The 14261-nt window shown below is 72.7% G+C and carries 13 protein-coding genes; 5 read left to right on the top strand and 8 right to left on the bottom strand.

Annotated elements, in window-relative coordinates; genetic code table 11:
• Positions 1–50: 50 nt before the first annotated feature.
• Complete coding sequence (locus G514_RS0115285) at positions 51–1058, top strand: LacI family DNA-binding transcriptional regulator (protein WP_028652467.1); 1008 nt, start codon at positions 51–53, stop codon at positions 1056–1058.
• Between the two features lie 12 nt (positions 1059–1070).
• Here the strand turns inward: G514_RS0115285 and G514_RS0115290 are convergent, their stop codons facing one another.
• A complete protein-coding gene (locus G514_RS0115290) occupies positions 1071–2198 on the bottom strand; it encodes a phytanoyl-CoA dioxygenase family protein (protein WP_036564994.1) in 1128 nt (375 codons plus the stop codon).
• Positions 2198–4276 (bottom strand): NAD-dependent DNA ligase LigA, encoded by a 2079-nt coding sequence (gene ligA, locus G514_RS0115295; protein WP_028652469.1) that lies wholly within the window; start codon positions 4274–4276, stop codon positions 2198–2200. The genes G514_RS0115290 and ligA overlap by 1 nt, the downstream gene beginning before the upstream one ends.
• Positions 4277–4439: 163 nt before the next feature.
• On the opposite strand from ligA, the gene G514_RS0115300 reads away from it, so the two are divergent.
• The 4 genes from G514_RS0115300 (at position 4440) to G514_RS0115315 (ending at position 9130) form a co-directional block, all read left to right on the top strand.
• Entirely contained in the window at positions 4440–5042 is a 603-nt protein-coding gene (locus G514_RS0115300) for a TetR/AcrR family transcriptional regulator (RefSeq protein ID WP_028652470.1), read from the top strand.
• A 32-nt stretch (positions 5043–5074) separates the two neighbouring features.
• Entirely contained in the window at positions 5075–6682 is a 1608-nt protein-coding gene (locus G514_RS0115305) for an MFS transporter (RefSeq protein WP_028652471.1), read from the top strand.
• 157 nt (positions 6683–6839) lie between these two features.
• Positions 6840–7457 (top strand): TetR/AcrR family transcriptional regulator, encoded by a 618-nt coding sequence (locus tag G514_RS0115310; RefSeq protein WP_028652472.1) that lies wholly within the window; start codon positions 6840–6842, stop codon positions 7455–7457.
• Positions 7458–7498: 41 nt separating this feature from the next.
• Positions 7499–9130 carry an MFS transporter gene (locus G514_RS0115315; RefSeq protein ID WP_036564996.1) on the top strand — a complete coding sequence of 544 codons (1632 nt, stop codon included), beginning with the start codon at positions 7499–7501 and terminating at the stop codon, positions 9128–9130.
• Here the strand turns inward: G514_RS0115315 and G514_RS0115320 are convergent.
• From G514_RS0115320 to mnmA, 6 genes are all read right to left on the bottom strand, one after another.
• On the bottom strand, positions 9127–9666 hold the full coding sequence (locus tag G514_RS0115320; RefSeq protein ID WP_028652474.1) for a type 1 glutamine amidotransferase domain-containing protein: 540 nt from the start codon (positions 9664–9666) through the stop codon (positions 9127–9129). The two genes, G514_RS0115315 and G514_RS0115320, sit on opposite strands and share 4 nt — an antisense overlap.
• A 35-nt stretch (positions 9667–9701) precedes the next feature.
• Positions 9702–10706, bottom strand: coding sequence for a uroporphyrinogen decarboxylase/cobalamine-independent methonine synthase family protein (locus G514_RS0115325; RefSeq protein ID WP_028652475.1), 1005 nt, complete (start codon positions 10704–10706; stop codon positions 9702–9704).
• Entirely contained in the window at positions 10703–11245 is a 543-nt protein-coding gene (locus tag G514_RS29355; RefSeq protein ID WP_051247517.1) for a C40 family peptidase, read from the bottom strand. Before G514_RS29355 ends, G514_RS0115325 begins: the two co-directional genes overlap by 4 nt.
• Positions 11242–12264, bottom strand: coding sequence for a dipeptide epimerase (locus G514_RS0115335; protein ID WP_084152139.1), 1023 nt, complete (start codon positions 12262–12264; stop codon positions 11242–11244). The genes G514_RS29355 and G514_RS0115335 overlap by 4 nt, the downstream gene beginning before the upstream one ends.
• A complete protein-coding gene (locus G514_RS27015) occupies positions 12261–12977 on the bottom strand; it encodes a serine hydrolase (RefSeq protein WP_051247518.1) in 717 nt (238 codons plus the stop codon). Before G514_RS27015 ends, G514_RS0115335 begins: the two co-directional genes overlap by 4 nt.
• A 151-nt stretch (positions 12978–13128) precedes the next feature.
• Entirely contained in the window at positions 13129–14259 is a 1131-nt protein-coding gene (mnmA, locus tag G514_RS0115345; protein ID WP_211222177.1) for a tRNA 2-thiouridine(34) synthase MnmA, read from the bottom strand.
• Positions 14260–14261: the final 2 nt, after the last annotated feature.

Raw genomic sequence — 14261 nt, forward strand, 5'->3', positions numbered from 1 at the left:
GTTATCGAACCGTTACACAAAGTCCTGACATTTCGACGCACGAGGTGGCTGTGGGACCCACGCAGGAAGACGTGGCCAAGCGGGCCAGGGTCTCGCGCGCGCTGGTGTCGCTGGTCATGCGCGACTCCCCCAACGTCTCCGAGCAGCGCCGCCGCCGGGTGCTGCGGGCGGCCGAGGAGCTCGGCTACCGGCCCAACGCGTTCGCCCGGTCCCTCGCGAGCAAGCGCCTCCACACCATCGGCGTGCTGATCAACGACGTCACCAACCCCTACTTCGGGGGCGTCTACTCCTCACTCGCGACGGCCGCCGAGGCGGCGGGCTTCGACCTGCTGGTGGCGCCCGGCACCCGCTCGGCCGACAAGGAGGCGGCGCTGGTCCGCACGCTGCTCGAGCACCGCGTCGCGGGGCTGGCGCTGCTCAGTCCGCTGATGACGACCAAGGAGCTGCGCAGCCTCACGTCGTCCTGGCCCACGGTGCTGATCGGGCGCGACGCCGCGCTGCCCGGCGTCGACGTCGTCACCACCGACGAACTGCAGGCCGCGCGGCTGGTCCTCGGCCACCTCACCGAGCTCGGCCACCGCCACATCGTCCACGTCACCGGTGGCGCCAACCGGTCCGCGCGCGACCGGGCATCGGGCTACCGCACCGCGATGCGCGAGCTCGGCCTGGAGTCGCGCGAGCTCCCCGGGGCGTTCTCCCACGAGGCCGGTCAGGTGGCCGCGCGCGAGATCCTGACGATGGCGCCGCGGCCCACGGCGGTCGTCGCCGCCAACGACCTGGTGGCCGTGGGCGCGATGGGGGTCTTCGAGTCCCACGGCCTGCGGGTGCCCGACGACCTCAGCGTGGTCGGCTACGACGACTCGCAGATCGCCCGGCTCGACCTCGTGCAGCTCACGAGCGTGTGCCAGGGCGTCGACCACTTCGGCTCCGCGGCGGTCCGGCTGCTGCTCCGGCGGATCGACGACCCCGAGACCTCGCGCGCGGTCGAGCGGATCGAGACCACCCTGGTCGTCCGGCGCACCACCTGTCCGCCGCGGAGCTCCTCGGTCGTCGCGTGACCTGAGAGGTGCCTAGGACGTCGTGCGCCGTCGGGCGGCGTGGGCGTCGAGCGTGGCGTCGAGCGCGGCGGGCTCCCAGCCCTCGGCCAGCGCGTGGCGCACGAGCTCGGCCTGGCTCAGCGGCGTCGGCCCGTCGACCGGCTGGTCGAGATCGAGGTTGGTCGGGAACGGGTAGCCCTCGGCAGCCGCGGCGACCGCGGCCTCCAGCTCGTCGCCGCGGAGGCCGCCGCGTCGGAGCACGGGATAGACCGCACTCACCACTCGCGCCCGGTCGACCTGCTCCATGGCCCGGCCGAACGCCGAGGAGACCTGGAGCAGGTTGGCCATCCGCTGGATGTCGCGCGAGACGTTGGACCCGGCGCCGTGGAGGACCGCGGGGTTGAAGAAGCCGGCGTCGCCCTTGTGCAGCGGCAGCTGGACGTGGTGCTGGGCGAAGTAGGCCTTGACGTCGTCGCGCCGCCAGGCGAGGTAGCCGGGGAGGTACTGGTGGGAGAACGGGAGGTAGAGGGTCGGCCCGCTCTCGAGCGGCATGTCGGTGTGCGCCACGGCGCCCTGGAGGGTCAGCACGGGCGAGAGCGCGTGCACGTGGTCGGGGTAGCGCGCGGCCTGCTCGTCGGAGAGGAAGCCGAGGTGGTAGTCGCGGTGGGGCTCCTGCGCCCGGCCGCCGGGGCGGACGACGTTGACCTGCGAGGTGAGCTGGTAGCCCGGCCCCAGCCAGGCCGAGGACACCAGCGCGATAACGTCGTTGGCGTAGTAGGAGACGAACGCCTCCGGGTCGCGGACGGCGAGCTTCTCCAGCGCGTTCCAGACCCGGCTGTTGGCCCCCGGCGGGGCGAAGTGGTCGCCGGCCGCCGCACCGGTCGCGGCCTCCTCGGCGATGATCGCGTCGAAGACCTCGGTGACCCGGTCGACCACGGCGAGGTCGGGGAACGCGCCCTCGAAAACGACGATGCCGGGACCGTCGGTGAGCGCGCGGACGAGCTCGGCGGCCAGGGCGGCGCGGTCGGAGCTGGAGGTCGCACGGGCCTGTGCCGCGTCGTAGACGAGCACGTTGCGCTCGACCCGCGCGGCGTGGGGGAAGCCGGCCGGGTCGGTGGTCTGCTCGACGACGGCGGCGAGGTCGTCGAGCCGGACCTCCATCACGACGGGCCGCCCGCGAGCAGCGCCTTGAAGGCGTCCTCGTCGAGGATCGGGACTCCGAGCTGCTCGGCCTTGTCGGCCTTGGAGCCGGCGTTGTCGCCGACCACGACGTAGTCGGTGCTCTTGGAGACCGAGCCCGCCGCCTTGCCGCCGCGGGCCAGGATCGCCTCCTTGGCCGAGTCGCGGGAGAAGTCCACCAGCGAGCCCGTCACCACCACCGTGAGCCCCTCGAGAGTGCGCGGCACCGAGTCGTCGCGCTCGTCCTCCATGCGCACACCCGCGGCGCCCCACTTGTCGACGATCTCGACGTGCCACGGCTCCTTGAACCACTCGATGACCGCCTCGGCGATGGTCGGTCCGACGCCCTCGGCCGCCGCCAGCTCGTCCTCGGAGGCCTCACGGATCGCGGCCATCGAGCCGAACTCCTGGGCCAGCGCGCGGGCCGCCGTGGGACCGACGTGGCGGATCGAGAGCGCGACGAGCACCCGCCACAGCGGCACGTCGAGCCGGCGCCGCAGGTTGGCGAGCAGCCGCTCGCCGTTGGCGGAGAGCTGGGGGCCGTCCTCGCCCTTCTTGGGCGCGCGGGTGAACAGCGCGGCCCGGAGGAGCCGGGGCTCGTCGAGGTCGAACAGGTCGCCCTCGTTGGCGATCACCTCGGCGTCGAGCAGCGCCGCGGCGGCTTCGTAGCCAAGGCCCTCGATGTCGAAGGCACCGCGGCCGGCGACGTGGAAGACGCGCTCGCGGACCTGGGCCGGGCAGAACTGGTGGTTGGGGCAGCGGAGGTCCTTGTCGCCCTCCTTCTGCTGGGCCAGCGGCGTGCCGCAGGCGGGGCACTCGGTCGGCATCACCCACTCCGGCAGCCCCTCCGGGCGCAGCGCCAGCACCGGGCCGAGGATCTCGGGGATCACGTCGCCGGCCTTGCGCAGGATGACCGTGTCGCCGGGGCGGACGTCCTTGCGCTTGACCTCGTGGGCGTTGTGGAGCGTGGCGTTCTCCACCGTCGAGCCGGCGACGAGGGTCGGCTCCATCACGCCGTAGGGCGTGGCCCGGCCGGTGCGCCCGACGTTGACCCGGATGTCGAGGAGCTTGGCGTTGACCTCCTCGGGTGGGTACTTGAACGCGATCGCCCACCGGGGCGCGCGGCTGGTCGAGCCGAGCCGCCGCTGCAGGGCGACGTCGTCGACCTTGACCACGACGCCGTCGATCTCGTAGGGGACGATCGTGTGCCGGTGCTCGCCGGCGTTCTCGATGTAGGCCTGCACCTCGTCGAGGGTGCCGAGCACCTGCACCTGGCTCGAGGTCGGCAGCGCCCAGGCGGCCAGCGCCTCGTAGGCGTGGGACTGCGCCTCGGGCTCGAAGCCCTCGCGGGCTCCGATGCCGTGGCAGACCATGCCGAGCGCCCTCGACGCGGTCACCCGCGGGTCCTTCTGCCGCAGCGAGCCGGCCGCGGAGTTGCGCGGGTTGGCGAACTGCTGCTTGCCCGCCTCGAGCAGTGACTCGTTGAGCCGCTCGAACGCCTCGACGGGCAGGAACACCTCGCCGCGCACCTCGAGCAGCGCGGGGACGGGGAACTCCTTGGTGGCCTTGAGCCGGTGCGGGATCGCCTCGATGGTCTTGACGTTGGGGGTGACGTCCTCGCCGGTCCGGCCGTCGCCGCGGGTCAGGGCGCGCACCAGCCGGCCGTCCTCGTAGAGCAGGTTGATCGCCAGCCCGTCGACCTTGAGCTCGCACAGCAGCGCGGGCTCGTGCACCCCGTCGCGCTCGATGCGGGCGTACCACGCCGCCAGCTCGTCGTAGGAGAACGCGTTGTCGAGGCTCTCCATGGGCCGCAGGTGGTCGACCGCGGTGAACTCGGTCGACACCGCGCCTCCGACCTTCTGGGTCGGCGAGTCGGGGGTCTGGAGCTCGGGGAACTCCTCCTCGAGGGCCTCGAGGCGGCGCAACCGCCGGTCGAAGTCGGCGTCGTCGAGGGTCGGGTCGTCGAGGACGTAGTAGCGCCAGCGCGCGTCCTCGACCTCCTCGGCGATCCGCTGGTGCTCCTCGCGGGCCTCGGGAGTGGCCGGGGTGGGGTCGCTCACGCGCTCATTCTGCCTGCGAGCGCCGACACCGCCGTGGGACGGGCAGTGGTCCAGACCGCTCGCAGAAAACTCGCTTGGGCCGGAACAGGTCGCCGTGGCACGCTGTTCGCGATGAAACGAAACCGTTTCGTTTCATACGTGTTTCAACGAGGAGCCACGTCCGATGTCCACGCAGACCGACACCGCCCAGACCCGTCCCCGGGTCGACGGCGTCCGCGAGGCGGAGATCCTCGAGGCGACGCTTCAGGTGCTTGCGGAGGTCGGCTACGACCGGCTGACGATGGACGCGGTGGCGCTGCGGGGCAAGGCCTCCAAGGCCACGCTCTACCGCCGCTGGAACGGCAAGGTCGCGCTGATCATCGAGGGGCTGCAGCACCACCACCAGCTGCCCGAGGAGCCGGTCGTCGACACCGGCACCCTGCGCGGTGACCTGATCGAGTCCTACTGCGGCACTCGCGGCCTGACCGACAAGCCCGAGGTCGCCGCGTTCGGCGCGGTCCTCACTGCGATCATGCGCGACCCCGAGTTCGCCGCGGCGTTCCGGCGCGACGTGATCGCCCCCAAGCTGGCCGCCGCCTCGGCGGTCTTCGAGCGGGCCGTCCAGCGCGGCGAGATCCCGCCCGGCGTCGACATCGAGCTCCTGGCCCCGGCCCTCGCCGGGATCGTCATGCATCGCCTGATCCTCGTCGGCGAGGCGCCCACCCGCGACCTCGTCACGAGCGTCATCGACCAGATCATCCTGCCGGCCGCAGCCGCGGCCGCCTGACCACCCATCGACCCCGAAACAGAGAGATCACCATGACCGACACCACGACTCCCGAGGCCATCGCGCCGGAGGAGAGCTCCGAGTCCGGGGTGGGCAAGCGCCTCGGCTGGGCCCTCGTCCTCATCTCGGTGGCACAGCTGATGGTCGTGCTCGACGGCACGATCGTGAACATCGCCCTCCCCTACATCCAGGCCGACCTCGGCTTCAGCCAGGCGAACCTGCCCTGGGTCGTCACCGGCTACGCGCTGGCCTTCGGTGGCCTGCTGCTCCTCGGCGGACGACTCGGAGACCTCTACGGTCGCCGGCGGATCTTCGCCCTCGGGCTCACGATCTTCGGCGTCGCCTCGCTGCTCGGTGGCGTGGCGGCCAACGCCGAGATGCTGCTCGCCGCCCGCGGGCTCCAGGGCCTCGGCGCCGCGCTGGCCTCCCCGGCCGCGCTCGCCCTCATCACCACCACGTTCCCGGCCGGTCCGGCGCGCAACCGCGCCTTCGCGGTGTACGCCGCGATGTCCGGCGCCGGCGCGGCCGTGGGCCTGATCCTCGGCGGGTGGCTGACCGGTACGTCGCTCGACGTTCTCGGCACCACCATCGACGGCTGGCGGTTGACCCTGCTGATCAACACCCCGATCGGCCTGGCCGCGGCCGCCCTCGCCCCGCGCTTCTTCGACGAGTCGGAGAAGAACACCGGCGCGCTGGACGTCCCCGGCGCGGTCACCGGCACGCTCGGCCTCCTGGGTGTGGTCTACGGCCTCTCCCGGGCCGCGACCGAGGGCTGGGGCGACGTCTGGACGGTGCTGAGCCTGGCCACCGGAGCCGCCCTCTTGGTCGCCTTCGCGGTGATCGAGTCGCGCACGGAGCACCCGCTGCTCCCGATCCGGATCTTCCAGAACCGCACGCGGGCGGCCAGCTTCGTGGCGATGATGCTGCTGCCGGCGGCGATGTTCGCGATGTTCTTCTACCTCAGCCAGTACATCCAGAACGTCATGGGCTACAGCCCGCTGCACGCGGGCTTCGCGTTCCTGCCGTTCTCGGCGGGCATCGTGGTGGCGGCGGGCATCTCCTCCAACCTGGTCAACCGGGTCGACCCGAAGTACCTCGCCGGGATCGGCACGCTGATGGCCGCGGCGGCGCTGTTCTGGTTCTCGCGGATCCCGTACGACACGACGTTCCCGATCACCGAGAACGTCCAAGCGTCCTACGTCACCGACATCCTGCCCGGCATCGTCCTGATGTCGCTGGGCATGGGCGCGACGTTCGTCCCGGTCACCCTCACCGCCGTGCACCACGTGCGCGCGGAGGACTCCGGCATCGGGTCGGGCGTGCTCAACACCATGCAGCAGGTCGGTGGGGCGCTCGGTCTCGCGACGCTGAGCACCGTGGCGAGCCACGTGTTCACCAGCTCCGGCGACCGGATCGCCGCCGCCACCCAGGCGGCCGGCGGGCCGGCACCCGACCCGTCCACCCTCGACCGCATCCAGCACGTGATCGGCCTGCAGATCTTCGCCGACGGGGCGTCGCAGGCCTTCCTCGTCGGGTCGGTCATGGCACTGGCCGGCTCGCTGGTGATCTGGCTGTTCCTCGACGTGAAGCACGAGGAGCTCGCCACCGACGGACCCGAGGTGGCGCACGCGGGGGTCTGATCCCGTCGTACCCGTCGGCGCGGCGGTCGTTCGCAGCAGTGCGAGCGGCCGCCGCGCCTCGCGTTGAGGTCCTGTAGAGGGGCTTGTCCCCCGGTCGCTCTCCGTGCCACCATGTGAAACGAAACCGTTTCGTTTCGTCGTACTGGAGCGCATGCCGATGTCGGTGCAGAACGAGGCCACGAGCCCCCAGGCTCGACCCCGCATCGAGGGCGACCGCCAGTCCGAGATCCTCGAGGCCGCGCTGGCCGTGCTCAGCGAGGTCGGCTACGACCGGTTCACGATGGACGCCGTGGCCCTGCGCGCCAAGGCCTCGAAGGCCACGCTCTACCGCCGGTGGAACGGCAAGGTGCAGCTGGTGATCGACGCGCTGCACCACGACCACGAGCAGCACCACTACACCGAGCACCGGCCGGTCGACACCGGCTCGCTGCGCGAGGACCTCATCGCCGCGTTCTGCGGCGAGGGCGGACTGACCGACAAGCCGGAGGTGGACGCGTTCGGCGCGATCCTCACCGCGATCAGCCGTGACGCGGAGTTCGCGGAGGCGTTCCGCACCCAGGTCCTGGCCCCCAAGCTGGCGGGCACCAAGGCGCTCTTCGAGCGCGCCCGCGAACGGGGAGAGATCCGCGACGACCTCGACATCGAGCTGCTCGCGCCGGCGCTGGCCGGCATCGTGCTGCACCGCTTCTTCCTCGTCGGCGAGCGCCCCACCCGGGAGCTCGTCACCAACGTCATCGACCAGATCATCCTGCCGGCCGCTGGCGTCGTCCGCTGACCCGTCCCGCCGAACCGCCCTTGCGAGGGCAAGGAGTGCCCATGACCGAGCTGACCGCTCCCGAGGACAGCGCCTTCGACGACGAGCCGGTCAAGGCACCGACGCACGCGACGTGGGCGCTGGTGCTGATCTGCGTCGCGCAGCTCATGGTGGTGCTCGACAGCACCATCGCCAACATCGCGCTCCCCTACATCGGGACCGACCTCGACATCGACAGCACGAACCTCTCGTGGATCGTCACCGGCTACGCGCTGGCCTTCGGCGGGCTGCTGCTGCTCGGCGGGCGCCTCGGCGACCTCTACGGGCGCCGGCGGATCTTCATGGCCGGCGTGATCCTGTTCGCCCTCGCGTCCGCCCTCGGCGGCCTGGCGCAGAACGAGGCGATGCTGCTCTCCTCCCGCGGGCTCCAGGGGGTAGGCGCCGCCATGGCCTCCCCGACGGCCCTCGCCCTGATCACCACCACCTTCCCGGCCGGACCGCTGCGCAACCGGGCCTTCTCGGTGTTCGCGGCGATGTCCGGGGTCGGTGCGGCGATCGGCCTGATCCTGGGTGGCTGGCTGACCGGCATCGACCCCATCTGGGGATGGCGGCTCACCTTCCTGATCAACGTCCCGATCGGCCTCGCGGCGGCATACTTCGCCCCCAAGGTGCTGCCCGACTCCGATCACCACGCCGGCGAGCTCGACGTGCCTGGCGCCCTGCTCGGCACGGTCGGGCTGCTCGCCCTCGTCTTCGGCATCACGCGCACCGGCAACCGCGACTCGTCAGGCGACACCTACGGCTGGGGCGACCCGCTGGCGCTCACCAGCATGGGTCTCGCGGTCGTGCTCCTGGTGGCCTTCGTCTTCCTCGAGACCCGCATCAAGCACCCGCTCATGCCGCTGAGCATCTTTGCCAACCGCACCCGCGCGACGGCGTTCCTGGCCATGATGATCACGCCCGCCGCCATGTTCGCGATGTTCTTCTTCCTGTCGCTGTTCGTGCAGAACGTCATGGGCTACTCACCGCTCAAGGCCGGCTTCGCGTTCCTGCCGTTCTGCTTCGGCATGGTCTTCGGGGCGACGCTGGGGTCCAAGCTGCTGAGCCTGGTCGACCCGCGGTTCATCGCCGGCACGGGCACGCTGCTCGGCGGCGTCGCGCTGTTCATGTTCAACCGCCTCGACCCGGCCACCGGCGCCGAGGACGTGCTGGACGCGGCCAGCGGCGGCGACGCCCTGGGTCACACGGTGAGCTACTGGCTCGACCTGATGCCCTGGATCGTGCTCATGTCCTTCGCGATGGGGCTCACGTTCGTCTCGATGATGATGGCCGCCGTGCACCACGTCAGGGAGCAGGACGCCGGCATCGGCTCGGGGGTGCTCAACACCATGCAGCAGGTCGGCGGCGCGCTCGGCCTGGCGATCCTGTCGACGGTGTCTGCGCACTACACCACCGCGCACCTCGGCTCGATCGGCGCCGCCGTCCAGGGTCTCGGCGGCCAGCTGGCCGGCGTCGACGCGGGCGCGCTGAGCCAGCAGACCTACTTCGCGGCGTTCTCCTCGGGCGCGACCCACGCGTTCCTCGTCGGCGCCTTCATGCTGTGGGGCGCGTCGGCGATCGTGTGGATCTTCCTCAACGTGAAGAAGGACGAGATGGCCACCGACAACCCCGAGACGATGGGGGCCGGCGTCTAGCTCCCCAAGGCGTCCGAGATGGCACCGACGAACGCGTCCAGGTCGCCGGGGTTGCGGCTGGTGATGAGGTTCTGGTCGACGACGACCTCCTCGTCGACCCAGGTGCCTCCGGCGTTCTTGATGTCCTCGGCCAGCGAGGAGTAGCTCGTGAGGCGGCGACCTTCGACCAGCCCGGCCGAGACGAGCAGCCACGGCCCGTGGCAGATCACGGCCAGCGGCTTGCCGGAGCCGGCGACCTGGCGGGCCAACGTCTGGGCTGCCGTCTCTACGCGGAGCTTGTCGGCGTTGACGGTGCCGCCCGGGACGACGAGCGCATCGATGGTGTCGGCGTCGAGGTCGTCGAACGACCCGTCGACGTCGATCTTCCGCGTCGGCTCGGTGTCGCCCTCGACGGCCTGGATCGGGCTGCCGTCCGGTGAGTAGACCTTCACCGCGGCGCCCGCCTCGCGCAGGCGGTCGCGCGGGGTGGTCAGCTCGGCGTCCTCGACGAAGTCGACGGCGATGATCGCGACGTTCTTCCCAGTCAGGTCAGGCATGGCCGGGTGGTACCCGTGCCGGCGCAGATGACGCCTCACCCCGACAGGTGAGCGGCGCTCTCCCGCACCAGGGTCAGCGCCCGCCGCACCCAGTCGTACGACGCCCCGGCGAGCCCGCACGCCGGCGTGAGCACCAGCAGGTCGCCGACCGCCTCGGGGTCGAGGCCGAGCATGTCGAGCCAGCGCAGGACGCCCTCGGTCACCTCGGTGTCCGACGGCGCCAGGCTCGGGTCCGACGCCGGGACGACACCCAGCGCCACCGTCTCACCCGCCTCCAGGGCGCCCGCCACCTCGTCGAGGTCGCGGGCCGACAGCTGGGCCCGGTCGACCGACAGCCCGCGCGCGCCCGCGCCCCGGACCAGGTCGAGGGGCGTGCCTGGCGCGCACGAGTGCACCCACGGCTCCGCACCTGCCGCGGTGGCCGCGTCGAGCACCCACCCGAGCGCCTCGGAGGCCTCGGGCGGGTGCACGCTGCGGTGCCGGCCGAAGCCGGACGCCGTCGGCACCGAGCCCGCGAGCACTCCCGCGAGCGCGGGCTCGTCGACCTGGACGACGAGCCGGTCCGCGCCGGGCAGCCGGCGGCGCACGTCGGCGAGGTGCACGCCGAGTCCTTCGGCCAGCGCCTGCGCGACCTCCCTCCGCGCGCCCGGGTCTGCGAGCACCTTGTCGCCGCGCGGTCGCTCGACGGTGGCGGCCAGCGTCCACGGACCGGCGACCTGGACCTTGAAGGCGCCGGTGTACTCCTGCGCCTGCTCCTCGAGCGTGTCGAGGTCCCGGGCCAGCAGGCTGCGGGCGCGGCGGTGGTCGACGCCGGGTGTGCCGCCGAGCCCGGTGAGCCGCCAGCCGGCAGGCTGCAGGTCGGCGCCGAGCTCGGCCATGACGGCGAGCGCGCGGCCGGTCATCGACGCGGTCGCTCCGCGGCCGGGCACCTCGGGGAGGTAGGGCAGCTGCGGGAGCTCGCCGAGGACGAGCCGCACCGCGTCGTCGAGGGCGCGCTGGTCGGCGCCCGGGTGCGACCCGACGCCCGAGGCCAGCGTCATGAGGTGAGCCGGCCGGCGCCGAGCAGGGTGGCGCGGCGTTCCTCGGGCATCGGCTGCTCGACCACGCCGACGCCGTCGCTCGCGTGCAGCAGGCCCGCGTCGGTCACGAAGCCGACGTGGCTGACCGCCTCGTCGGGCCGCCCGAAGAAGTAGAGGTCGCCCGGCCGCGGGTCCTGGACCGGGGTGGCGGCCGCCGCCTGGTCGGCCGCGTCGCGCGGCACGCGGACGCCGAAGGCGCGGAACGCGAGGTGCACGAGGCCCGAGCAGTCGATGCCGTCGCGGCCCAGGCCGCCCCAGACGTACGGCGTGCCGAGGAACCCACGGGCCGCCGCGAGCGGGTCGGCGGCGAGGTCGTCGGTGCGCACCCAGCCGGGGTAGCCGGCCGGGTCGAGGTGGGTCGGTTGGTCGGGCGCGATCACCTGGGTCCACTCCCCGCGCGCCTCGACGACGAAGACCTCCTCGCCGAAGGCCAGCGAGGTGACCCGCTCGGACGCCTCCTCGGGCTCGCGGTGGATGCCGGTCTCGCGGGCCGCCCTCATGCCACCATCCTGACGAGGTGCCCGTCGGCGTACGTCACCCGGTCGGCGTACGGCGCACCGGCGGCGAGCCACCAGGCGCCGTCGAGGTCGGGGTCGAGGTCGCAACCGGCGCGGTCGGCGACGAGGGCGGCGGCGCTCACCCCGACCGCGCTCTCGACCATGCAGCCGACGCTCACGCCGAGACCGTGCTGCCGCGCGACAGCGGCGAGCTCGAGCGCGGGCGTGATGCCGCCGGTCTTGGAGACCTTGAGGTTGACGAGGTCGGCGGCCTCGTGGCGGACGATCTCGACGAGGTCGTCGAGGTCGAACACCGACTCGTCGGCCATGATCGGCGTCGCGACGTGCCGCCGCACGTGGGCCAGCCCGGCCAGGTCGCGCCGCCCGACGGGCTGCTCGACGACCTCCACGCCGAGGCCGGCGTCCTCGAGGGCGCGGATGACGCGCACGGCCTCGAAGCAGTCCCAGCCGGTGTTGGCGTCGACGCGCAGCGCCACGTCCGGCCCGGCGCCCTCGCGGCAGGCTCGGACCCGCGCCACGTCGGTGGCCGCGTCCGTGCCGACCTTGAGCTTGAGCGTGCGGAAGCCCTCGGCGACCCTCGCCCGGGCGTTCGCCGCGACCTCGTCGGGCTCGCCGACCGGCACCGTGACCAGCGTCGGGAGCCGCAACGGCGGGTGGCCCACGAGGTCGTGCAGCGCGCTGTCGAGCGCGCCCTTGGCCGGGCCGTTGCCCGCCACCGTGCGGTCGATGAGCGGCCACGCCGCGACCGGGTCGGCGGAGCGGCCGAGCAGGGCGTCGCGCAGCGGCCCCTCCAGGCAGGCGGCCGAGCCGGCGACCGAGGTGCCGAGCACCGGCCAGTTCTGCGGCGCCTCGCCGAGCCCGACCCTGCCATCGCTGTCGGTCACCCGCACGATGACGCTGTCGGCGGTCGTCGCGCTGCGCCGCGCCGTCGCGAACGGCGAGTGCAGCGGCAGGCTGAGGCGCTCGACCTCGATCCGCTCGATGGTCGCTGCGGCGTTCACTGTCGGCGCCCCCACGCCTCGCGCGCCACCTCGGCGATGCGGGCATTGCCGTCGTCGGTCGGAACGCCCGCCAGCCGGGTCAGCACGACGAGCGCGAACGGCGTCGCACCGTCCGGGCGCACGATCGCCATGTCGTGGGTGTGGTCGTCGATCCAGCCGGTCTTGTTGGCGACGGGCGTGCCGGGTGGCAGCCCCGCGGGGATGCCGGACCGGTAGGTCTGGCCGCGCATCACGTCCTCCACCTCGGGGTGGGCGGTGGCGACCCGGCCGAGCAGCAGCCCCCAGTCGCGGGCCGAGGCTGCGTTGACGATGCCCGCGTCGGTGGCCGGCAGGTCGCTGATCATCCGGCGCACCTGCGGCATCGCGGCGGTGACCGCGTCGACGCCGGTCTGCTCCATCACCAGGTTGGTCGCGAGGTTGCCGGAGAACACGATCGAGCGCCGCCGCAGCTCGCGCAGCGTCTGGGTAGCTCCGACCTCGGCCCAGGTGTCGGGGTCCTGGTCGCCGTCCTCGTCGAGCTCGAACCGCTCCCCCGCGACCACCGAGCCGAAGTCGGGGTGGACAGCTACCCGCGCGTCGAGGTCGAGCGCCTCCGCCGCGATCGCGACCGGCACCTTCATCAGGCTGGCCGCCAGCACCGGCTCGTCGGCGTCCTGCTCCCACCACGTGGTGCCGTCGAGCCCGCCGAGCCAGATCCCGACGACGTCGCGCATGGGGCGAGCCTAGGCCGCGGGGGTGTTTCACCGGGTACCCGGTGAATCTGCCGCTTCCCGGCTGGAGTTCCATCGGGTCAGCGGCAGTTTCACCGGGTACCCGGTGAATCTGCCGCTTCCCGGCTGGAGTTCCATCGGGTCAGCGGCAGTTTCACCGGGTAACCGGTGAAACGCGTGACTCGAGGGGCGCGCGGGACGTGCTCACGATCGTCGCGCTCCCGACCACCCGCGTGCCGTCGTAGATCACGGCGGCCTGGCCGGGCGCGATGCCGTACGCCGGGTCGAGCAGCTCGACCTCGACCGTGCCGTCGACCACCGTGACCGTGGCGCGGTGCTCGTCGCCGTGCGCGCGCAGCTGCACGGTGACGCCCGGCCCGTCCAGTCGCGCCGGCGGGGTGCCGCACCAGCGCGGGCGGATCGCGGTCAGGCCGTGCACCGCGAGCCGCTCGCGGGGGCCGACCGTGACCGTGCCCGCCACGGGCTCGATGTCGAGCACGAAGCGCGGCTTCCCGTCGGGCGCCGGGACGCCGAGTCGCAGCCCCTTGCGCTGGCCGATCGTGAAGCCGTAGGTGCCGTCGTGGCGCCCGAGCTCCACGCCCGCCTCGTCGAGGATCGCGCCGCCCTGGTTGGGGGCGCGGTCGCCGAGCTTCTCGCGCAGCCACCCGGGGGTGTCGCCGTCGGCGACGAAGCAGATGTCGTGGCTGTCCGGCTTGTCGGCGACGAGCAGCCCCCGCTCCGCGGCCTCGGCGCGCACGTCGGACTTGGTCGACCCGCCGAGAGGGAACAGCGCGTGCCGCAGCTGCTCCTGGTCGAGCACGCCGAGGACGTAGGACTGGTCCTTGCCGTCGTCGACCGCGCGGTGCATCTCGATCAGCCCGTCGGCGCCGGTGCGCAGCTGCGCGTAGTGACCGGTCGCGACCGCGTCGAACCCGAGGCCGAGCGCCCGGTCGAGGACGGCGGCGAACTTGATCTTCTCGTTGCAGCGCAGGCACGGGTTCGGCGTCCGCCCCGCGGCGTACTCCGCCATGAAGTCCTCGACCACGTCGTCGTGGAAGCGGTCGGAGAGGTCCCAGACGTAGAACGGGATGCCGATCACGTCGGCCGCCCGGCGCGCGTCGTTGGCGTCCTCGATCGTGCAGCAGCCGCGCGCGCCGGAGCGGTACGACGCCGGGTTGCGCGAGAGCGCGAGGTGGATGCCGGTGACGTCGTGGCCAGCCTCCGCCGCCCGGGCGGCGGCGACCGCGGAGTCCACGCCGCCGGACATGGCGGCGAGGACCTTCAGCG

This window comes from Nocardioides halotolerans DSM 19273 (assembly GCF_000422805.1).
Taxonomy (GTDB): domain Bacteria; phylum Actinomycetota; class Actinomycetes; order Propionibacteriales; family Nocardioidaceae; genus Nocardioides; species Nocardioides halotolerans.